General features: G+C 73.4%; 18 protein-coding genes and 1 pseudogene. 14 read left to right on the forward strand and 5 right to left on the reverse strand.

The genetic code is table 11. The features are described 5' to 3' along the window. The first annotated feature begins 81 nt into the window (after positions 1–81). The 6 genes from GC157_07800 to GC157_07825 all read left to right on the forward strand — a co-directional run bounded on the left by GC157_07800 (position 82) and on the right by GC157_07825 (position 6926). Positions 82–741, forward strand: coding sequence for a hypothetical protein (locus GC157_07800; GenBank protein ID MBI1377369.1), 660 nt, complete (start codon positions 82–84; stop codon positions 739–741). 102 nt (positions 742–843) lie between these two features. Further along, positions 844–2595, forward strand: coding sequence for an STAS domain-containing protein (locus tag GC157_07805; GenBank protein MBI1377370.1), 1752 nt, complete (start codon positions 844–846; stop codon positions 2593–2595). 89 nt (positions 2596–2684) lie between these two features. Further along, positions 2685–2999, forward strand: coding sequence for a hypothetical protein (locus GC157_07810; GenBank protein MBI1377371.1), 315 nt, complete (start codon positions 2685–2687; stop codon positions 2997–2999). 82 nt (positions 3000–3081) lie between these two features. Further along, positions 3082–4482: an FAD-binding protein gene (locus GC157_07815; GenBank protein ID MBI1377372.1), complete on the forward strand. Its 1401-nt coding sequence runs from the start codon at positions 3082–3084 to the stop codon at positions 4480–4482. A gap of 67 nt (positions 4483–4549) precedes the next feature. Further along, positions 4550–5791 carry a methyltransferase domain-containing protein gene (locus GC157_07820; GenBank protein ID MBI1377373.1) on the forward strand — a complete coding sequence of 414 codons (1242 nt, stop codon included), beginning with the start codon at positions 4550–4552 and terminating at the stop codon, positions 5789–5791. Between the two features lie 94 nt (positions 5792–5885). Next, entirely contained in the window at positions 5886–6926 is a 1041-nt protein-coding gene (locus GC157_07825; protein MBI1377374.1) for an IS30 family transposase, read from the forward strand. Between the two features lie 20 nt (positions 6927–6946). On the opposite strand, the gene GC157_07830 is transcribed toward GC157_07825, so the two are convergent. Continuing rightward, entirely contained in the window at positions 6947–7945 is a 999-nt protein-coding gene (locus GC157_07830; protein ID MBI1377375.1) for a diguanylate cyclase, read from the reverse strand. Positions 7946–8166: 221 nt separating this feature from the next. Continuing rightward, positions 8167–9165: a diguanylate cyclase gene (locus GC157_07835; protein ID MBI1377376.1), complete on the reverse strand. Its 999-nt coding sequence runs from the start codon at positions 9163–9165 to the stop codon at positions 8167–8169. Positions 9166–9775: 610 nt separating this feature from the next. Here GC157_07835 and GC157_07840 point away from each other — a divergent pair. Next, entirely contained in the window at positions 9776–11791 is a 2016-nt protein-coding gene (locus tag GC157_07840; GenBank protein ID MBI1377377.1) for a DEAD/DEAH box helicase, read from the forward strand. A gap of 245 nt (positions 11792–12036) precedes the next feature. Here GC157_07840 and GC157_07845 read toward each other — a convergent pair whose 3' ends face one another. Next, complete coding sequence (locus GC157_07845; protein MBI1377378.1) at positions 12037–12894, reverse strand: methyltransferase domain-containing protein; 858 nt, start codon at positions 12892–12894, stop codon at positions 12037–12039. A 112-nt stretch (positions 12895–13006) separates the two neighbouring features. Between GC157_07845 and GC157_07850 the strand changes: the two genes are divergently transcribed. From GC157_07850 to GC157_07860, 3 genes are all read left to right on the forward strand, one after another. Beyond that, entirely contained in the window at positions 13007–13684 is a 678-nt protein-coding gene (locus GC157_07850) for a transcriptional regulator (protein ID MBI1377379.1), read from the forward strand. Positions 13685–13878: 194 nt separating this feature from the next. After that, on the forward strand, positions 13879–14493 hold the full coding sequence (locus tag GC157_07855) for a hypothetical protein (protein MBI1377380.1): 615 nt from the start codon (positions 13879–13881) through the stop codon (positions 14491–14493). A gap of 114 nt (positions 14494–14607) precedes the next feature. Next, positions 14608–15003 carry a DUF1992 domain-containing protein gene (locus GC157_07860; protein MBI1377381.1) on the forward strand — a complete coding sequence of 132 codons (396 nt, stop codon included), beginning with the start codon at positions 14608–14610 and terminating at the stop codon, positions 15001–15003. A 352-nt stretch (positions 15004–15355) separates the two neighbouring features. Here the strand turns inward: GC157_07860 and lexA are convergent, their stop codons facing one another. Continuing rightward, positions 15356–16078 (reverse strand): transcriptional repressor LexA, encoded by a 723-nt coding sequence (lexA, locus tag GC157_07865; GenBank protein ID MBI1377382.1) that lies wholly within the window; start codon positions 16076–16078, stop codon positions 15356–15358. 911 nt (positions 16079–16989) lie between these two features. On the opposite strand from lexA, the gene GC157_07870 reads away from it, so the two are divergent. Together GC157_07870 and GC157_07875 are read left to right on the forward strand one after the other, a co-directional pair. After that, positions 16990–17244 (forward strand): LysM peptidoglycan-binding domain-containing protein, encoded by a 255-nt coding sequence (locus GC157_07870; protein MBI1377383.1) that lies wholly within the window; start codon positions 16990–16992, stop codon positions 17242–17244. Positions 17245–17249: 5 nt separating this feature from the next. Beyond that, positions 17250–17435, forward strand: coding sequence for a hypothetical protein (locus GC157_07875; protein ID MBI1377384.1), 186 nt, complete (start codon positions 17250–17252; stop codon positions 17433–17435). On the opposite strand, the pseudogene GC157_07880 reads toward GC157_07875, so the two are convergent. After that, positions 17404–17490, reverse strand: a pseudogene (locus GC157_07880) (PE family protein). The gene GC157_07875 and the pseudogene GC157_07880 overlap by 32 nt on opposite strands. Before the next feature lie 535 nt (positions 17491–18025). On the opposite strand from GC157_07880, the gene nrdR reads away from it, so the two are divergent. After that, entirely contained in the window at positions 18026–18511 is a 486-nt protein-coding gene (gene nrdR, locus GC157_07885) for a transcriptional repressor NrdR (protein ID MBI1377385.1), read from the forward strand. 203 nt (positions 18512–18714) lie between these two features. After that, complete coding sequence (locus tag GC157_07890; GenBank protein ID MBI1377386.1) at positions 18715–21579, forward strand: vitamin B12-dependent ribonucleotide reductase; 2865 nt, start codon at positions 18715–18717, stop codon at positions 21577–21579. The last annotated feature ends 132 nt before the right edge of the window (positions 21580–21711 follow it).

A 21711-nucleotide genomic window follows, 5' to 3' on the forward strand; every position in this document is an offset into this window, starting at 1 on the left:
CGGGAGGGCCTGCGGTAACCCGTTCGGCCCAACGCGGACGGCCGCCTTCAGGCCGCCCCGCGGGGCGCCGAGGACCACAGGGTGACCCGCTCCCGCCCGCTGCTGCGCACGGCGCTCGTCGCCGCGTGCGCGCTGCTCGTGGCGGTCCCGGCGTCCGGCCCGGCCCTCGCCGGCGGCACCGGCCCCACCGGCTCGGCCGCCGGGTCCACCTGGAGCCGCGCCGGCGCGGTGGTGGCCGACGCCGCGCGCGCCGTGGCACCCGACCCGCGCCCGACGCGTGGCCCGGCGGCACCTGCCCGCCCGGCCGCCACCCGCCCCGCGGCCTCGGCCACGCCCGCAGCGACGGCCCGCGCCACCAAGGCCCCGCCCGCGCCCCGCGCGACCACCACGCCTGCCCCCAAGGCGCCGTCGAGCCCGCCCGCGCCCTCGGCCCGGGTGATCAGCCGCTACGTGGACGCCCCCGGGTCGCAGGCCGCCATCGACCGCTGCAACCTCGTGCTCTGGACGCACCAGCCGCTGTGGCTGGCCGGGCACAACTACTGCGGCTACCAGTGGCTGGCGTTCGTGCCGACGGGGACGACCGTGCGCGTCACGTCGGGGGTCGCCGCGGGCACCTACGTGGTGACCGGCCACCAGCGCCTCGACCGGCAGTCCGGCGCGCTCCCCCACGTGTCGGCCGACCTCGTGCTGCAGACCTGCGTGGGCTCGGCGACCGGCCTGACGCTGCTCCGCCGCGCCTGACCGATTCCCGCGTCGACGCGATTCGCCGCCCGGCGCTGTGCCACCCTGTGCGCCGGGTCAGCGTCGGCCGTGCCGGGGCCGCCGGGGCCCCGGGGAGGCGCCGTGCGTGGGGTTCCCGTCGTCCTGCAGAGGTACGACCGCCGCTGGCTGGGCACCGACGTCGTCGCGGGCGTGACTCTCGCCGCCGTCGCGATCCCCGAGGTGATGGGCTACACGTCCATCGCGGGAACTCCGATCGCCACCGGCCTCTACACGATCATCGTGCCCACGATCGTGTTCGCCCTGCTGGGCTCGAGCCGCCTGCTCGTGGTGGGGGCGGACTCGGCCACGGCCGCGATCCTCGCGTCCGGCCTGGCGGCGCTGGCGATCCCCGGCCTCGTGCCGCAGTCGGCGCTGTGGGTCGCCTACTGCGGCCTCGTCGCGCTCGTGACGTGCGTGCTGCTGCTGGTGGCGCGGGTGCTGCGCCTGGGGTTCATCGGGGACTTCCTGTCCGCCTCGGTGCTCATCGGCTTCCTCACCGGTGTCGGCATCCAGGTGCTCAGCGGCCAGCTCCCCGACATGCTCGGCATCCCCAAGGGCTCGGGCAACTGGCTCGAGCAGCAGTGGCACCTCATCACCTCGCTCGGCTCCACCAGCCTGCCCACCCTCGGCTACGCGCTGGGCACGCTCGCGATCGTGCTCGGCTGCCGCCGGTGGGCGCCGCGCGTGCCCGGCGCGCTGATCGCCGTCGTGCTGTTCATCGCGATCTCCGCGTCGGTCGACTCCGAGGCCGCCGGGGTCAGCGTGGTCGGGTCCGTCCAGCCCGGCTTCCCACCGGTGGGGCTGCCGCCCGGGATCACGTGGTCCGACGTCCCCGGGGTGCTGCCGATCGCGACGTCGTGCCTCGTGCTGATCATCGCCCAGAGCGCGGCCACGGCCCGCAGCTTCGCGATGAAGCAGGGCGACCGGGTCGACGTGAACCGCGACATCCTCGGCCTGTCCGGCGCCAACGCCGCGGCCGGGCTCACCGGGACCTTCGTCGTCAACGGCAGCCCCACCAAGACCGAGATCCTCGACGAGCAGGGCGGTCGCAGCCAGGTCGCCAACCTCACGATGGCCGTCGTCGCGCTGCTCGTGACGCTGTTCGCCACCTCGGCGCTGGCCCCGATGCCCAAGGCGGTCCTGGGGTCGATCGTGTTCCTCATCGGCGTCGGGCTCGTCGACGCCGTCGGCCTGCGGCGCATCCAGGTCCGGGCCCGGGGCGAGTTCGTCATCGCCCTGCTCACCGCCGTGGTCGTCTGCGTCGTCGGCGTCGAGCAGGGGATCATCCTCGCGCTGGTGCTCTCGATCCTGATGCTGGTGAGCCGGCAGTACCGCCCGTCGAACTTCGTCGTCGGCGTCGACGCCGCCGGCCAGCCGACGTACCAGTCGGCGCAGCCGGGACTGCAGAGCGCACCCGGCCTCATCGTGTTCCGCTACGACGCCGAACTGTTCTACGCCAACGCCAACCGCTTCACCGACGACGTCGAGGCGCTCGTGCAGTCCGCGCCCGAGCCGGTGCGGTGGGTGGTGCTGGACTGCTCGGCGATCGAGGACGTCGACTACTCCGCCGGGATCGCGCTGCACCACCTCGTCGACTACGTCCACGCGCATCACGCCCACTTCGCCGTCGCCGGGGCCGACGCCCGGCTGCTCGCCACGCTCGAGGTCATGGGCACCCTCGACCTCTTCGGCCGCGACCACGTGTTCGGCAGCCTCGCCGACGCGTTCGCGGCCTACCGCCGCGACCCCTCGCCGTACGTGCCCCCGGGCGGGGCCCCCGGGACCCGCGACGACGCCGGCGGCGGCGCGGTCGGCGCTGCTCCGCCGGGGTGAACCCGGCGCACCCTGGCCGAACGGAGGACTGGCGCGTATCTCACCCAGAGTTACCCTCTGATCACGGTGTGTGGACCTAGGGGTGCGCCATGGACATGAGCGGCATGACCCGGGCGGGCGTCAGCCTGCGATCGACCGGTGTGCTCGTCGAGCCCGACGGCAGGGTGGCGACGCTGTACGCCCCGCCCCCGGCCAAGCACGACCCCGGCCCCGTGAGCGCGGACGTCGCCCGCAGCTGGACGGTCATCATCTGGCTGCTCGTGCTCGTCCCGCCGCTCGGCCTGCTGGTGCTCGACCGGCGCCACGAGCTCAGCCTGCCGCTGCGGGTGGCCGTCGGCCTCCTGGCGACGCTGCTCGTGGGCGCGGTGTGGGTCGAGGTGCTCGGAGTCTCGCCCGGGGGCTGAGCGCGCGGCACCGGTCCCCCGCCGGCGGACGGCGGGGGCCAAAGCCCGCACCCGCGGGAACGGCGCTCGGTAGCGTCGTCCCGTGGCGACCACCGAGACGGCCCCCGCTCCGAGCGCGGAGGGCTACCGGCGCGCCCTCGACGCGCTCACCGCGCAGTACGCCGCCATCCCGCCCGGATCGCCCGTGCGGCTGGCCAAGCGCACCTCGAACCTGTTCCGCGGGCGCACGCCCACCGGCTCCCCCGGGCTCGACGTCTCGGCGTTCTCGGGCGTGCTGTCGGTGGACGCCTCGGCGCGCACCGCCGTCGTCCTCGGCATGACGACGTACGAGGACCTCGTCGCGGCGACGCTGCCCCACGGCCTGGTGCCGAAGTGCGTCCCGCAGCTGCGCACGATCACCCTCGGCGGAGCGGTGACCGGGCTGGGCATCGAGGCGGCGAGCTGGCGCAACGGGTGCCCGCACGAGTCGGTCGTGGAGATGGACGTGCTCACCGGCGACGGCCGCGTGGTGACGGCGCGCCCGGACGGCGAGCACCGCGACCTGTTCTTCGGCTTCCCCAACTCCTACGGCTCGCTCGGCTACGCCCTGCGGCTGCGCATCGAGCTCGAGGAGGCGGCCCCCTACGTCGCGCTGCGGCACGTGCCGTGCGGCGACGCCCTCGACCTCGCGGCCACCATCGCCGAGGTGACCTCGGCCGGCGAGCACGAGGGCCGCCGGGTCGACTACGTCGACGGCACCGTGTTCTCGCGCGAGGAGTCCTACCTCACCCTCGGCACCTACACCGACTCCGCGGACCAGGAGCCCAGCGACTACACCGGCCAGGACATCTACTACCGCTCGGTCCGCGAGCGGCGCACCGACCTGCTCACGGTCCACGACTACCTGTGGCGGTGGGACACGGACTGGTTCTGGTGCTCGCGGGCCTTCGGCGCGCAGAACCCGTGGATCCGTCGGGTGTGGCCGTCGTCCAAGCTGCGCTCGGACGTCTACTGGCGGCTGGTCGCGCTTGACCGGCGCACTGGCTTCTCCACGCGCCTCGACGCCGCGCGCCGGCGCCCGGCGCGCGAGGCCGTCGTCCAGGACGTCGAGGTGCCGGTGGGACGGCTGCCGGAGTTCCTCGACTTCTTCCACCGCGAGGTGGGCATCGAGCCCGTGTGGGTGTGCCCGCTGCGCCAGCGCGACCCCTCCGTGCGCTGGCCGCTGTACGAGCTCGACCCCGAGGTCATGTACGTCAACGTCGGCTTCTGGTCGACCGTGCCGCTGCCGAGCGGCGCCGACCCGGCCGAGGGACGCGTCAACCGCCGCATCGAGCAGGTGGTGACGGCGCTCGGCGGGCGCAAGTCGCTGTACTCCACGGCGTTCTACGGCCGCGACGAGTTCGCCGCGCTCTACGGCGGGCAGACCTACACCCGCCTGAGGGCGGAGTACGACCCGGACGGCAGACTTCCGGACATGTGGACCAAGACGGTGGGCCGCGGCTGAGGCCGGGCACGGGCACGGGCAGGACGACGGACGTGCGAGGGGCAGCGCACGAGGAAGGACGACGACGATGAAGCTCGCGGACATGATCTCCCTGGTGGTCGGGCCGGACACCGACATCGAGCTGACGGCCTACGACGGCAGCCATTGGGGGCACCCGGGATCGGACGTGCGGCTCGACGTGCGCTCACCGCGCGCGGTGTCGCTGCTGATGTCCTCGCCGGGCCAGCTGGGCCTGGCCCGCGCCTACGTGGCCGGCGAGCTCGAGGTGCACGGCGACGTCTACACCGCGCTGGACCGGCTCGCGGGCGCCGGCGTCCACAAGCCGTCGGCCGCCGAGCAGGTCAGGCTCTACCGCGCGCTGGCGCCGTTCGCCCTGCGCCGCGAGTCGCCGCCGGAGGAGGAGGTGCGCCTCGGCGGCCTGCGCCACAGCAAGCGCCGCGACGCCGACGCCATCCACCACCACTACGACGTCAGCAACACGTTCTACCGCTGGGTGCTCGGCCCGTCGATGGCCTACACCTGCGCGGTGTTCCCGAAGGCCGACGCGACGCTCGAGGAGGCGCAGGAGGAGAAGTTCGACCTCGTGTGCCGCAAGCTCGACCTCCAGCGCGGCCAGCGCCTCCTGGACGTCGGGTGCGGTTGGGGCGGTCTCGTGCGCCACGCCGTCAAGCACTACGGCGTCAAGGCGATCGGCGTCACGCTCTCGCAGCGGCAGGCGGAGTGGGGCGCCGACGTGCTCGAGAGCGAGGGCCTCGGGCACCTCGCCCAGATCCGGTTCCAGGACTACCGCGACGTCGAGGAGCGCGGCTTCGACGCGATCTCCTCGATCGGGCTCACGGAGCACATCGGGCTGAAGAACTACCCGGGGTACTTCTCGTTCCTCAAGTCGCGGCTCAACCCGACGGGCCGCCTGCTCAACCACTGCATCACGCGCACGGACACGCACTCGCGCACGGCGTTCAAGCACGGCTTCATCAACCGCTACGTGTTCCCCGACGGCGAGCTCGTGCCCGTGGGCCGCATCATCTCGGCGATCGAGGACGAGGGCTTCGAGGTGCGGCACGAGGAGAACCTGCGCGAGCACTACGCGCTCACCCTCACGCAGTGGTCGAAGAACCTCGACGAGCACTGGGACGAGGCCGTCGCCGAGGTCGGCATCGGCAAGGCCCGCGTGTGGCGGCTGTACATGGCCGCGTCCCGGGTCGGCTTCGAGCGCAACATCATCCAGCTGCACCAGGTGCTCGCGGTCTCGCCCGACGAGCGCGGCTGGTCCGACGTCCCGCTCCGCCTCGGCATCGACCGCACCTGACCCCCGACCCTTCGTCGTTACTGCCCGAAGAACCGGAGAACCGCCGGCGGGTTCAAGGGGTCGTTGCACCTGATGATGTGCGGCGGAGGTTGGGATGCCTGGTGCGCGGTTGACGGTGCATGAGCGTGTGGTGATCGAGCGGGGTCTGGCGCAGGGGTTGACGCATGGGCAGATCGCGGGGTTGATCGGGAAGGATCGGTCAACGGTGTCGCGGGAGGTGGCGCGGAACTCGGGGAGCCGGCCGTGGACTCCGGTGCCGGTGCGTGCTCCTGGGCATCGGGGTCCGGGGCGGGTGGCGCGGTATCACGCGCTGGTCGCCGAGGAGCGGGCGCGGCGTTCGGCTCGGCGGCCTAAGCCCAGCAAGCTGGTCGGGGAGCTGGGGGTGGTGGTGGCGGGGCTGCTCGGGGCGGACTGGTCCCCGGAGCAGATAGCGGCGATGTTGCCCGAGCTGTATCCCGACGACGACGGTATGCGGGTGAGTCATGAGTCGATCTACCGGGCGCTGTTCGTGCAGACCCGCGGGGAGCTGCGCCGGGAGCTGACCCAGCACTTGCGCACCGGGCGCACGGCCCGCAAACCACAGGGCCGGGTCGAGAAGCGGGGCCGCCTGGTCGGGATGACCCCGATCAGCGCCCGACCGGCGCAGGCCGCCGACCGGGCCGTGCCCGGGCACTGGGAGGGCGACCTGCTGCTCGGCGGGGTCGGCAAGGGCGCGGTGATCACCCTGGTCGAACGCAGCACCCGGTTCGTGCTGCTCGCCCCGCTGCCCGACTCCCACAAGGCCATCGACCTGCGCGAGACGCTGACCCCGATGATCGCCTCCCTGCCCGATCAGATCCGTCGCACGCTGACCTGGGACCAAGGCTCGGAGATGGCCGAGCACGCCCGCATCGCCATCGACGCCGACATCGAGATCTACTTCTGCGACCCCCACTCGCCCTGGCAGCGCGGCAGCAACGAGAACACCAACGGCCTGCTCCGCCAGTACTGGCCCAAGGGCTGCGACATGCGCGACCTGACCCAGGCCGACTGCGACGAGGTCGCCCTCAAGCTCAACACCCGCCCACGCGAGACCCTCGGCTGGAAGACTCCCCGACAGGCACTCGACCGAGTGCTCGGTGCAACAGCCGCCTGAACCCGCCGGGCCTTTTCCGGTCATTCGGGCAGTAACGACGGGTCCGGCGGCGGGCTCGCGGGCTGAGGGGCGCGGCCGCGGTCGCGGCCGCGCTTGACGGCGTACAGCTCGTCGTCGGCCCGGCCCAGCGCCTCGGCCAGCGTCTCGTCGCGCTCCCACTCGGCGAACCCCGCCGACCACGGGGCGATGTGCTCGTCGCGCAGCCGCGCCACCAGCTCGCGGGCCTCCCCGCGCGTGGTGCGCGGCAGCACCAGCGCGAACTCGTCGCCGCCGTGGCGGGCCAGCACGTCGCTCGCGCGCAGCTGCGGGCGCCAGGCGTCGACGAGGCTGCACAGCAGCCGATCGCCGGCGGCGTGCCCGCGGGTGTCGTTGAACAGCTTGAACCCGTCGAGGTCGATCATCCCCACCGTGATCACGCCGCCGGAGCGGTCGACCTCGGCGCGCAGCGCGGCGGTGACGACGTCGAGCCCGCGCCGGTTGAGCAGGCCGGTCAGCTCGTCGCGCATCACGAGCTCGTGCAGCGAGGTGACCAGCCGCGAGACCACGAGGCTCACCCCGGCCACGCACACCACGACCGCGAGGTAGGACAGCCAGGTGAGCGAGAGCGGGTTGAGCGCCGCCCCGCACGAGAAGAGCGCCAGCATCGCGACGAGGTGGACCAGGAAGCGCCGCGGGGGCAGGAAGTACGCCGCGTACAGCGCGATCGCCATCACGCCGAGGCCGAGCAGCAGCTGGTAGTCGACGTACTCCACCACCACGACGCCGTACGCCGCGACCACGTAGGTGAGGGCGAGCACGACGTCGATGTGCCACCAGCGCACGGAGCGGCGGAACGCGAGCAGCGCGACGCCCACCGCCAGGAGCAGCACGCCGGACCGCACGGCTGTGACGTTGACCGGGGTGGCCGGGTTGGGCACCGTGCCGAACACCAGCCCGAAGACGCCGGCCACGGCCAGCAGTCCGCCGAGCACCCGGGCCTGCGCCGGGCCGCTCTGCGGCAGCGCGGCCGACGAACGCACGGCACCGCCCGTCCTCGTCGGGGGACGCACGGCGCCCGGCAGATGCACGGCCCGAGACTAGTCACGCCCCCGCGCCCCGTCAGCCGCCCGGTCGCCCCTGCCGGAGAAGCCGCCAGCCGGCCGATCCGACTGCGACGTTACTGCCGCAAGACGCGGAGAACCGGCCCAGTTCCGGTCATTCGGGCAGTGACGTCGCGCGGATCCCGGGCCAGGCCGCGGCGTCAGCGGTGGCGGCGCTTGGCGTCGTAGAGCAGGGCGTCGGCGGCGGAGAGCGCGGTGTAGAGGTCGCACCCGCCGTCCCAGGCGGCGACGCCGGCGGTCCAGGCCGCGGGGTGCGCGTCGTGGAGACGGGCCACGAGCTCCTCGGCGTCGCCGACGTCGGTGCCCGGGAGCACGAGCGCGAACTCGTCGCCGCCGTAGCGGCCGAGCAGGTCGCTGCCGCGCAGCGCGGAGCGCCACGCCTCGACGAGGTCGGCCATGAGCTGGTCGCCCGCGAGGTGCCCGTTCGCGTCGTTGTAGGACTTGAACCCGTCGAGGTCGATCATGACGACGGCCAGCGGCGCGCCGGTGCGCCGCGCGGTGGCCGCGAGCGCCGAGCTGGTCACCTCGAGCCCGCGTCGGTTGAGCGCACCGGTGAGGGAGTCGCGCAGCGCCAGCCGCCGCAGCCGCTCGGCCATCCCCGACACCATCAGCGACACCGCCACGATCACCATGCACACGAGCACGAGGTCCCACGGCGACTCCAGCTGCGGGTTGAGCGCCACGCCGGCCGCGTACGCCGACACCAGGAGCACCAGGTGGGCGAGGAACCGCGGCCGCGGTCGGAAGTACGCGGCGAAGACGCCGAACAGCGTCAGGCAGATGCCGACCAGGAACTGCGCCTCCATGCGCGGCACGGCGTACGCCGCCCACCCGGCCAGCAGCGACACCGTGGCGATGGCGATGTCCAGGCCGAGCTCGTCCGGGATCCGGGGGAGCGCGACCCACGAGGCCAGGGCGAGCCCGGCGAGCACGACGGCGAGCACCGTGTTGTTCGAGCGAAGGTCGGCCTCGTCCTCGAGGACCACGCCCACCAGCAGCACGAACGCCGCGGCGGTGCCCAGCACCAGCGTCAGCACCGCGTAGGGCAGACGCCGGGGGACGGACTCCAGGCTCGTGCGCGCCCGGACCTGCCGAGACGGGGCCGGGCGGGCTAGGCCCCCGTCCTGCGGCCCGCGCATGGCTCCAGGCTAGACAGGCGCCGGTCCGCAGTCCCTCCGGCAGAGGCTCCCGTGATGTGACGTCGGCGGGGTGACGCGGTCGCGCGACCACCGCCGCTCCCCGCTCGGCCGCTCGGGCGGAGGACGGCGTCGGCGCGAAGTCGCCGGAGCCTGGTTGGATCGGTCCGTGACCCCCGACGCCCCGGACGACGCCGTCCCCGATCCCGCGGGCACGGATGGCGCGCCCGGAGGTCCGGCGGGCTCGCGGTCGCGCGCGGCCCGGGGCCGGCGGCGCCCCGCAGGTGGTGCAGGGTCCGCTCCCGCTGCCGAGCCGGCCGCGCTCGACGGGGCACCCACCGTCGACGGTCCCGGCGAGGGCGACGCCGACGCGACCGACGACGCGAGCCACGACGACGACGTGACACGCGCCGACGCGACCCGCGCTGATGCGACCGACACGGACGCGACCGACAGCGACGCGACCGACGGGGACGACGGGCGCGACGCCGACCAGAGCGCCGCGACCGACGACGAGGACGGCGCGGAGGAGCCCACGCCCACAGCGGTCGCGGAGGCGCTGGCCGCCGCTGTCGACGCGCTGCACGGCGAGCACCGCGAGGGGCAGCTGGCGATGGCCGAGGCGGTCGCGGCCACCCTCGCCGGCCGGGGCCACCTGCTGGTGCAGGCGGGCACCGGCACAGGCAAGTCGCTGGCCTACCTCGTGCCCGCGATCCTGCACGCCGTCTCGCCCGAGCGGCGGGTGGTGGTCGCCACCGCCACGCTCGCGCTCCAGCACCAGCTCGTCTCGCGCGACCTGCCGCGCGTGGCCGACGCCCTCGAGCCCATCCTGGGCCGGCGTCCGACGTACGCCGTGCTCAAGGGGCGGCACAACTACGTGTGCCTCGACCGGCTCAACCGCGGCGCCGACGACCGCGAGGACTCCGACGCCGACGCCCTGTTCGCGGCGCCCACCACGGTGCTCGGCCGCCAGGCGCGCGACCTGCGCGCGTGGGTCGACGAGACCGACACCGGCGACCGCGACGACCTGCCGTTCCCCGTGGACGGCCGGGTGTGGCGCGGCGTCTCGGTGTCCGGCCGCGAGTGCGTCGGGGCGCAGAAGTGCGCCTTCGGGCAGGAGTGCTTCGCCGAGCTCGCGCGCGAGCGGGCCGGCGCCTCGCAGGTGGTGATCACCAACCACGCGATGCTCGCGATCCACACGCTCGACGGCGTCCCGCTGCTGCCGGACCACGACGGCGTGGTGATCGACGAGGGCCACGAGCTCGTCGACCGCGCCACTGGTGCCGTCACGAACGAGCTGTCGGCCGCGATGCTCGAGCGGGCGGTGTCGCGGGCGCGGCGCCTGCTCGACCCGGACCTCGTCGAGCGGCTCGAGTCGGCGCACGAGGCGCTCGACGTCGAGCTCGCCGTGCGCGCCGAGGGCCTGTTCGGCCCGGTGCGCGTCGAGACGGTCGAGGGCTCGCTGCTGCTCGCGCTCGCGTCGGTGCGCGACACCACCCACGCCGCCATCGGCGCGCTGGCCGCAGACTCCTCGAGCAAGGACGACCCCGAGGCCAACGCCGCCAAGTCCCGGGCCCGCGGCCTGCTCGGCGAGGTGCACGACGTCGCCGGCGAGCTGCTCTCGCTCGACGAGCAGAAGGTGGCCTGGCTCGACCCGGGGGAGCGCCGCACCCCCACCCTGCGGATCGCGCCGCTCACCGTGGCCGGGCTGCTGCGCAGCACGCTGTTCGACGAGAGCCGCGTCGTCGTCACCAGCGCCACGATGCAGCTCGGCGGCTCGTTCGACCCGGTCGCGCGCTCGTTCGGCCTCGACCTCGCCGACCGGCTCGAGCCCGAGGCGCCGGTCACGAGCACGGGCGGCTCCGGCCCGGCGGTGCGTCGTCCCGCCCGGACCAAGCCCGGGGCGTGGACCGGCCTCGACGTCGGGTCCCCGTTCGACTACGGGCGTCAGGGGATCCTCTACGTCGCGGCGTCCGTGCCGCCGCCCGGCCGCGAGGGCACCGACACCGCGGCGATGGACGAGCTGGCCGACCTCATCGGCGCCGCCGGCGGTCGCACGCTCGCGCTGTTCTCCTCGTGGCGCGGCGTCGAGCGCGCGGCCGAGCACCTCGCCGAGTCGCTGCCCGACCGCCTGCTCGACCGCGGCATCGTCCCGCTCGACGCGCCGGTGCTCGTGCAGAAGCGCGGCGACTCCGTGGCCGACCTCGTCTCGCGCTTCGCCGCGGAGCCGCGCTCGGTGCTGCTCGGCACGCTGTCGTTGTGGCAGGGGGTCGACGTCCCGGGGGAGGCGTGCCACCTCGTCGTCATCGACCGCATCCCGTTCCCGCGTCCGGACGACCCGCTCATCGCGGCGAGGTCGCGCTACGCCGAGGAGCACGGCGGCAACGGCTTCACCGCGGTGTCGGTGCCGCGCGCCGCGCTGCTGCTCGCGCAGGGCGTGGGCCGGCTGATCCGCTCCTCGACCGACCGCGGCGTGGTCGCCGTCCTCGACCCGCGGCTCGCGACCGCCCGCTACGGCGAGTACCTGCGCCGCTCGCTTCCGCCGTTCTGGTACACCACCGACGGCGCGCTCGTGCGCCAGTCGCTCACCCGCCTCGACGAGCTCGCGACCCAGCCCCCCGCCGACTGACCCGCCGCCCGGCCGGTCTCGTCGTTACTGCCCGAACGCGCGGAAACGCGCGCCGGCTCCGGTTCTTCGGGCAGTAACGACGCAGCCGACATCCCGGGTCGCGGTTCCTGCGCTCCCCGGCCGGTCTCGGCGTTACTGCCCGAATGACTGGAGATCCGCGCTGAGTCCGGTTGTTCGGGCAGTAACGACGCAGCCCCCGCCAGGCCCAGGAGGTCGGAGCCCGTGCCGACGGCGGCTGCCCGTGGTCAGCGGCGGCGGGCGAGGTAGAGCAGGTACTCCCACTCCATGACGTGCGCGACCGTGCCGTCCTCGCGCGTCGCCGGAGCGCCGTGCGACGCCGCGAGGTCGTCGAGCGCGGCGTCGAGCGCGGCCGAACGCTCCGGGTCGTCGGCGAGCGAGCGGTAGACCGCCACCGTGGGGCCGTAGTTGCGCTTGAAGTACTCCCGGAAGTCCGACGGCGAGTCGAAGTGGTCCACCCGGACGCTGCGCCGCTCGGTCCGCACGTCGCTCACCCGGTCGCCGAGCAGGCCGGCGAGGTGCTCGGGGTCGCCCCACAGCGGTGCGGGGGACGCGCCGGGCGGGGGCGGTGGCGCGAACGGCGCGACCGCCTTGAGCATCTGGCCCACGTAGCCGGCCGGCGTCCAGCTCACCAGCGCGATCGTGCCGCCGGGCCGGGCCACCCGCACCATCTCGTCGGCGCTGAGCTGGTGGTGCGGCGCGAACATCACGCCCACGCACGAGAGCACGGTGTCGAACGACGCGTCGGCGTAGGGCAGGTCCTCGGCGTCGGCCTCCTCCCAGGCCAGGCTCGCCCCCGCCGCCGCGGCGTTGGCCCGCCCGGCCTCGAGAAGCGCCGGCGTGAGGTCGCTGGCCACCACGTCGGCGCCCGCCAGCGCCGCGGGGATCGCGGCGTTGCCCGGGCCGGCCGCGACGTCGAGCACCCGCTGCCCGGGGCCGACGCCGGCCGCCGCCACGAGGGTCTCGCCGAGGTGGGGGATGACGTCGTGCGCCACGGCGGGGTAGTCGCCGAGCGCCCACATCGTGCGCAGCCGGGCCTTGAGGGCGCGGTCGGCGTCGGAGCGGATGTCGATGGTGCTGGTCATGGTCGGGTCTCCCGGGCTCGTGGGGCCGTGTGCCGACGAACCTAGGAACCGCCCGGCGCAGCGACTAGTACGACATCTGTACCGCCGCCGCCACGCCGCCTAGCGTGGCCGCATGGGAGCGACCTACCACCAGTTCTGCCCGGTCTCCAAGGCGATGGAGCTGCTCGACGAGCGCTGGACGATGCTCGTGGTTCGCGAGCTGGTCACCGGCAGCGAACGGTTCAACGAGCTGCGCCGCGGCGTGCCGCGGATGTCGCCGTCGCTGCTGTCCAAGCGGCTCCAGCAGCTGGTGCGCGCCGGCGTGGTGGAGCGGGTGGAGGACGGCGCCGAAGTCCGCTACGTGCTCACCGAGGCCGGCCGCGAGCTGCGCCCGGTGGTGGAGGCGATCGGGGCCTGGGGCGTGCGCTGGATCGGCGAGCTCGGCGACGAGGACCTCGACCCGCGGCTGCTGCTGTGGGACATGCACCGCAACATGGACCTCGACGCCGTGCCCCGCGGCCGCATGGTGATCGGCCTGAGCTTCACCGACGTCGAGCCGGCGCAGCGCGACTGGTGGCTCGTGGTCGCGCCGGACGACGTCGACGTGTGCGACGACGACCCCGGCTTCCCGGTGTCGGTCAGCGTGCAGACCCGGCTGCGCACGATGACCGACGTGTGGCGCGGCGAGCTCACCTGGCGCTCGGCGGTGCGCGACCACGCGATCGAGGTCTCCGGTCCCGAGCGCCTGCGCCGCGCCCTGCCCACGTGGTTCACCTGGTCGGCGTTCGCCGCCGTCCCGCGCCCCGCCTGACCCCCGTCGTTACTGCCCGAATGACCGGAGACTCGCGCGAACTCCGTGCCTTCCGGCAGTAACGACGAGTCCCGGGCCGGGCGGTCCGGGTGCGGGGGCCGTTGGACCCTGCCGCGGCCCGGCCGGAACGTCGCACGCTGGCAGCGGACCGATACGCGCGGCCCACGCCTGTGCCGGCACCGCGGGAGGTCGCCATGCGCTCGCACATCGGGGTCCGCACCGGGTCCGGCGGCGCCGCCGCCCTGGCCCTGGCACTGCTGCTCACCGCGTGCGTCTCGTCCGACGCCGGGTCGACGTCGAGCAGCACCCCGGCCACGGCTGGCGCGGGATCCTCGAGCGCCCTGCCCTCGCCGTCGCGCACCACCTGGGGGAGCACGGCGTACGTCACGGGGACCTTCGCGGACTTCAACCTCCAGGAGGGGGAGGTCACCACCCAGGCCGACGGCAGCGCGCACAGCCGCAACGGCTCGTTCACCTACCGGCTCGTGTCCGACGACCCGCGGGTCGCGGGCACCGTCACCGGCACCTGGAACAGCGACCGTTGGGGGAGCGGGCCGGACGACGGCGCGCTCGTGCAGTGGGGCGAGTCCACGCTCACCAACGACGGCGGCACCTGGGTGGGCTCCTGGGCTGGCACGATGGCCAGCCCTGTGGGCGACATGGTGAGCCGCTGGTGGAGGGGCACGGGCCAGTACGAGGGCCTCACGTTCTTCTTCTGGATGAAGGCCAAGGACATCACCGACCCCACCAGCACGTGGGACGGCGTGGTCTACACCGGCGACCCGCCGCCGCTGCCCGCGACCAGCTGACCCGGCGCGCAGGCATCAGGCCGTACGACGCCGAGGCCTCAGGTGACCAGCGTCGGCGCCGCCAGGGTCCGCACGACGCGCGGCGGGCGACGAGCGCCGGGTTACCGTGGTGGGGTGGAGCGCTACGAGAGCGCGGTCGACCGCGCGATCCGCGAGGCGACCGAGCGCGGCGCGTTCGACGACCTGCCCGGCGCCGGAAAGCCGCTGCACCTGCGCAACCCCGGCGACGACGACTGGTGGCTCAAGCAGCTCATGGAGCGCGAGCAGATCTCCGGCGCCGAGCTGGTGCCGCCCACGATCGCGCTGCGCCGCGAGGCCGACACCTACCCCGAGGCTCTCGTCGGGCTCTCGGACGAGGAGTCGGTGCGCGCCGTCCTCGAGGACTTCAACGAGCGCGTCCGCGCCGACTGGCGCCGCCCCGGTGTCGGCCGCGGCCTGCCGGTGATCGCCCGGCCGGTCGACGTCGACGACATGATCGCCCGCTGGCGCGCCCTGCGCGCCGCCCGCTGAACGCCGCACCCCGAGCATCCGGGGCTGCGCACGCCGTCCAGGGGTTAGCGTGGGGCTCGCGGGACCCCGAGTCCTCGGCGTCGACATCGCGGGGCGGGCCACGAGATCGGACCGGACATGATGCTGGTCGTCGGGGTGCTGTTCGTCCTTGCCGTCGCGGGCTACGCGATCTGGCGGAACATGTCCGACGGGGTCGGCAACAACCGCATCGGCACACGCAACCGCGGGATCGGCGGCGAGCGCGGCAACGACTACCGCGACGGCGACCTGAGCTAGCGGCGCGCACCTGCGACGGCGCCGGACACCGCGACCGGCCGCCGCAGATGAGGACGGCGGCCGGTCGCGGCGGCGGTCAGAGGCGGCGCAGGACGGCGACGACCTTGCCGACGATGCGGGCGTGGTCGCCGTCGATGGGGGAGAAGTCCTTGTTGGCCGGCAGCAGGCGCACGTGCCCGTTGCGGCGCTGGAAGGTCTTCACGGTCGCCTCGTCGTCGAGCATCGCGGCCACGATGTCGCCGTTCTGGGCGTCCTGCTGGCTGCGCACCACGACCCAGTCGCCGTCGCAGATGGCGGCGTCGATCATCGACTCGCCGACCACCTTGAGCAGGAACAGCTCGCCCCCGCCCACGAGCGACTTGGGCAGCGGGAAGACCTCCTCGATCGACTGCTCGGCGAGGATCGGCCCGCCGGCCGCGATGCGGCCGATGACCGGCACGTAGGCGGCGTCGGGCATCGCGTCACCGATGCCGGTGACGTCGTGCGGCACGGCCGGGTCGACGACCTCCATCGCGCGCGGCAGGCGCGGGTCGCGCCGGATGAAGCCCTTCTTCTCGAGCATCGCGAGCTGGTGGGCCACCGACGACGGCGACTGCAGCCCCACGGCGTCGCCGATCTCGCGCATCGACGGCGGGTAGCCGCGGGTCTCGATGGCGGTGCGGATCATGTCGAGCACGATCCGCTGCCGCACCGAGAGGCCCTCGATCTCGGGCAGGCCCTCGGGCACCGGGATCTCGATGACCTTCGGACGCCCCGCCTTGCGGCGCGGTGCCGGGGTGTCCTTGCTGCTGCTGGCCATGTCGTGCTCCTCCGGGTGCTCGGTCGTGCGAGGTGTCGCGGGGCGTGCGCTGCCGTCGTCGGGTCGTGCCGTGCGTGCTGCTCGCCCCGGACGGCGGTGCCGGAGCGGGGACGCCGTCGGGCCGGGTGCCGCAGCCCCCGCTCGACCCCGGACTGTCGGACCCCCCGAGAAGACTCGGGACGCCGACGAGGTCGGGGCTGGTCGCGAGACCAGCGGATCGAGCGGGTCGGCACCGGGCGATCGGGCGACCAGGAGCCACGGTAGCGACATCGAACACTCGTTTCAAACAACTGTCCCAAAGTCCTTGCTTTCGGCGCGTCGCGCTGGTAGGAATCGCATGGGCGTTCGATCGAACACCCGTTCGGGTCCCCTCCGAGCGGTACGCCGGCCGGCCGCCCACCGCCGCACCCGCGCAGCGATCGGAAGCAGCACGGCGGGACGGCGCAGGACACGGCACGACGGCACGAGCACGCAGACGGACGAGCAGACCAGTCACGCAGGAGGCAGCCATGGCCACGATGACGATCCCCGCACCGGTGCGACGCCGCACCCACGCCGAGCGTCACCCGGTGGTCGGCCGGCCCACGGTGGTGCTGCCCCGGCCCACCCGCCCGGTGCCCCCGCCCGTCGTGCGCACCGGGCCGGACACGCACCTCGCGCAGTCCGCCCGCCGGGCGCTCGGCGCCGATCCCGCGCTCACCGTGCGGATCCCGGCCGCCACCACGCTCTACGCCGCGTCCGCGCACGGCGCGCCCGCGGTCGGCGTCCGCACCCTCGACGAGCACGCCCTCGACGAGCAGCAGCTCGAGCCGGCCGGCTCCCGCCCGGTCACCGTGCCGCGCGGCTCCGCGCCAGTGCGGCTCACCCGCCGCGGGCGCCGACTCGCGCGCACCGCCATCGTCCTGGCCGCGATGCTCGCGGCGTTCGTCGTCTCGATCGCGGGCCACAGCGCCACCAGCTCGGCCGGCGACGGCCCGGCCACCCCGGCCACCACCACGGTCGTCGTCCAGCCGGGGGAGACGCTCTGGCAGGTCGCCCGCGCCGTCGCCCCGGACGCCGACGTCCGCGACACGATCGCCCGTATCCAGGACCTCAACGGCCTCACCGGGCCGGGCGCGGCCACCGTGCGCCCCGGGCAGAGCCTCGTCGTCCCGATCGCCGGCTGATCCCCGTGCGCGTCACCACCGACGACCTCGGCGTCCTGGCGTTCGTCCTGCCCGAGCACCCCAACGCCACGTTCGAGGTGCACGAGTGGCCCGACGGCTCGTACTCCCTCGAGCTGGTCGAGGACGTCGCCGACACCGTGGCCGAGCTCGTCCACGAGCACCGCTACGACGCCGGCCTCCGCTCCGCCTGACGCCGGCCCCCCCCGACCCGCCCGACCCGGCGCCCGCGGTCCGAGCCGCGCCCGCCAGGTCCCGCCCGATGTCACTGGTGAAGCGGTCGTCTCACGGCCCGAGATGCGACCGTTTCACCAGTGACGTCGGGCCGCAGAGGGGCGTAGCGCAACCACCCCATGGCGGGGCGGGTCGGACGCCGGGCCCCAGATGTTGTGGTCCCGCAGCCCCCGCGACACGCCGACGACACGCCGTCCGAGAACCCCGACTCGACCGGATCCGTACGGGTCCGAACACAGCGTTTCCTCAGCAATTCCAGGCGTGTCGCGGCCCCCGCCGAACGCCCGCGGGAACCCCGCCGCGAGCTCGTCCCCGACGGCCCTTGCCACTGTCGGAGGTGGGGTCTACGGTTCCCACATCTAGTAGTTACACCGCTGTAAGTCGTCCACAGGTTGTGGTCCACGGCCCCCAGGTTCTCCCCAGGAGATCCCCAACGCCATCCACAGGCAGCCAGGGCGAAGCGCACGGAACCAGGACATTCCAGGCACACGCGGCACCGCGTCCGGCGCGACCGCACCAGCACCGCCGGGGGCGGGGAGGGAGCGACACGGTGCACTGCCCGTTCTGCCGCCACTCCGACTCCCGGGTGATCGACTCCCGCACCGCCGACGACGGCACCGCGATCCGCCGCCGGCGCCAGTGCCCGGAGTGCGGCAAGCGGTTCACCACGTCGGAGACGGTCACCCTCACCGTGGTCAAGCGCAGCGGCGTCACCGAGGCGTTCAGCCGCTCCAAGGTGGTCGCCGGGGTCCGCAAGGCCTGCCAGGGCCGCCCGGTCAGCGACGACGACCTCGCCCTGCTCGCCCAGACCGTCGAGGAGAGCGTGCGCGCCAGCGGCTGCGCCGAGATCTCCAGCCACGACCTCGGCCTGGCGATCCTCACCCCGCTGCGCGACCTCGACGAGATCGCCTACCTGCGCTTCGCCTCGGTCTACCGCGCCTTCGAGGCGCTCGAGGACTTCGAGGCCGAGATCGCGCTGCTGCGCGCCGAGCGCGACCTCAGCGCGAGCCCCGCCGGCACGCGTGGGTCGCCCTAGACCGGGCACCCCGCGGGCGCCGGCGCGCCCCCGCAGACGACGCACCACCGCACCACGCCAGTACGCCGAGAGCCGAACGCCAGACCGATCGGGACCCCCCGAACCACCCCGGATCCAGGAAGCCCCAGGCCCGGGAAACCGTTGAACACACTGCACGTCGCGCGCCCGTTCCGGGAAGCGGACGGGTCGCTGGAGGAGAGCGCATGACCGAGACGACGGGCCCCACCACCAAGGGCGCCGCGGCGAGCAAGGCACGGCCCAAGGTGGCCGGGCTGACCATCGACCGCATCTACACCACCCCCGGGGTGCACCCGTACGACGAGGTGACCTGGGAGCACCGCGACGTCGTGCAGACCAACTGGAAGACCGGCGAGACCGTCTTCGAGCAGCGCGGCGTCGAGTTCCCCGACTTCTGGTCGGTCAATGCCTCGACGATCGTCACCACCAAGTACTTCCGCGGCGCCGTAGGCACCGACGTGCGCGAGCGCAGCCTCAAGCAGCTCATCGACCGCGTCGTGCTCACCTACACCAAGGCCGGCCGCGACCACGGCTACTTCCTCACCGACGAGGACGCCACCGTCTTCGAGCACGAGCTCACCTGGATGCTGCTGCACCAGGTCTTCAGCTTCAACAGCCCGGTGTGGTTCAACGTCGGCACGCCGAGCCCGCAGCAGGTCAGCGCCTGCTTCATCCTCGCCGTCGACGACACGATGGACTCGATCCTCAACTGGTACCGCGAGGAGGGCCTGATCTTCAAGGGCGGCTCCGGCGCCGGCCTCAACCTCAGCCGCATCCGCTCGAGCAAGGAGCTGCTCTCCTCCGGCGGCACGGCGTCCGGCCCGGTGTCCTTCATGCGCGGCGCCGACGCGAGCGCCGGCACCATCAAGTCCGGCGGCGCCACGCGCCGCGCGGCGAAGATGGTCGTGCTCGACGTCGACCACCCCGACATCGAGGAGTTCGTCGAGACCAAGGCCGCGGAGGAGCGCAAGATCCGCGTGCTGCGCGACGCCGGCTTCGACATGGACCTCGGCGGCAAGGACATCACCAGCGTCCAGTACCAGAACGCCAACAACTCGGTGCGCGTCACCGACGAGTTCATGCGGGCGGTCGAGGAGGAGCGCGAGTTCGGCCTCAAGGCCCGCGGCACCGGTGAGGTGATCGAGACCGTCGACGCCAAGGCGCTGTTCGAGAAGATCTGCAAGGCCGCCTGGGAGTGCGCCGACCCGGGCATCCAGTACGACGACACCATCAACGACTGGCACACCAACCCCGAGACCGGCCGGATCACCGCGTCCAACCCGTGCTCGGAGTACATGAGCCTCGACAACAGCTCGTGCAACCTGGCGAGCCTCAACCTGCTCAAGTTCCTCAAGGACGACGACACCTTCGACGGTGCGACGTTCGCGAAGGCGGTCGAGCTCATCATCACGGCGATGGACATCTCCATCTGCTTCGCCGACTTCCCCACCGAGCCGATCGGCGACACCACCCGCAAGTACCGCCAGCTCGGCATCGGCTTCGCCAACCTCGGCGCCCTGCTGATGGCGACCGGTCTGCCCTACGACAGCGACGGCGGGCGCGCGCTGGCCGGGGCGATCACGAGCCTCATGACGGGCACGGCGTACAAGCGGTCGGCGGAGCTCGCCGGCGTCGTGGGGGCGTACGAGGGGTACGCCCGCAACGCCGCCGCGCACCAGCGCGTGATGCGCAAGCACGCCGCCGCCACCGACTCGGTGCGCACGGTGTCAAGCCTGGACTCCTCGGTGCTCAAGCTCGCGCAGCAGGCCTGGGAGGACGGCAACAAGATCGGGGCGAAGAACGGCTGGCGCAACGCGCAGGCCTCCGTGCTCGCGCCCACCGGCACCATCGGCTTCATGATGGACTGCGACACCACGGGCATCGAGCCGGACTTCTCCCTGGTGAAGTTCAAGAAGCTCGTGGGCGGCGGCTCGATGCAGATCGTCAACCAGACGATCCCGCGGGCGCTGCGCAAGCTCGGCTACGCCGAGGAGACCGTCGAGGCGATCGTCGAGTACATCGCCGACAAGGGCCACGTGATCGACGCGCCGGGCCTTCGGCCCGAGCACTACGCCGTGTTCGACACCGCGATGGGCGAGCGCTCGATCACCCCGATGGGGCACGTTCGCATGATGGCGGCCTGCCAGCCGTTCCTGTCCGGCGCGATCTCCAAGACGGTGAACATGCCGGAGGACGCGACGATCGAGGACGTCGAGGAGATCTACTTCCAGGCCTGGAAGATGGGCATCAAGGCCCTCGCGATCTACCGCGACAACTGCAAGGTGGGCCAGCCGCTGTCCGACGGCAAGGCCGCCAAGGCCGACGCCGAGGCCGACAAGCCCGCCACGGTGGTCGAGTACCGCCCGGTGCGCAAGCGGCTGCCCAAGCGCCGGCCGAGCCAGACCGTGTCGTTCTCCGTGGGCGGCGCCGAGGGCTACATGACCGCCGGCTCCTACCCGGACGACGGCCTCGGCGAGGTGTTCCTCAAGCTCGGCAAGCAGGGCTCCACGCTCGCCGGCGTCATGGACGCCTTCTCCATCGCGATCTCGATCGCGCTGCAGTACGGCGTCCCGCTCGAGGCCTACGTCTCGAAGTTCGTCAACATGCGCTTCGAGCCCGCCGGCATGACCGACGACCCCGACATCCGCATGGCGCAGTCGATGATGGACTACATCTTCCGCCGCCTGGCGCTGGACTACCTGCCCTACGAGAAGCGCTCCGCCCTCGGCATCTTCACCGCCGACGAGCGCAGCGAGCAGGTGGCCGCCAGCTACAGCACCCCGGCGCAGGAGGCCTCCATCGAGGACGACGTCGACGTCGAGTCGCTCGCGCAGTCGGCCCCGGTCGAGACGCCGGCGCCCCGCACCACCGAGATCCCCGCCGGAGCCGTGGCCGCCCCCAAGGAGGCCCACTCCTCCGCCGAGCTCCTCGAGGCGATCACCGGCAAGGCCTCCGACGCGCCGCTCTGCATGACCTGCGGCATCAAGATGCGCCCCGCCGGCTCCTGCTACGTCTGCGAGGGCTGCGGCTCCACCAGCGGTTGCAGCTGATCGCACCAGACGTCCTACTCACACTGTGAGTCGGACAGACAGAGGCCCGGGGTGGGTTGTCGTGGGGAAGCGACAACCCACCCCGACTCATGACCGAGGCCGCCACTACTGGCCTGGTGGTCAGTCGGGTCT

The sequence above is a fragment of the Frankiales bacterium genome, assembly GCA_016125335.1.
Classification (GTDB): Bacteria; Actinomycetota; Actinomycetes; order S36-B12; family CAIYMF01; genus Longivirga.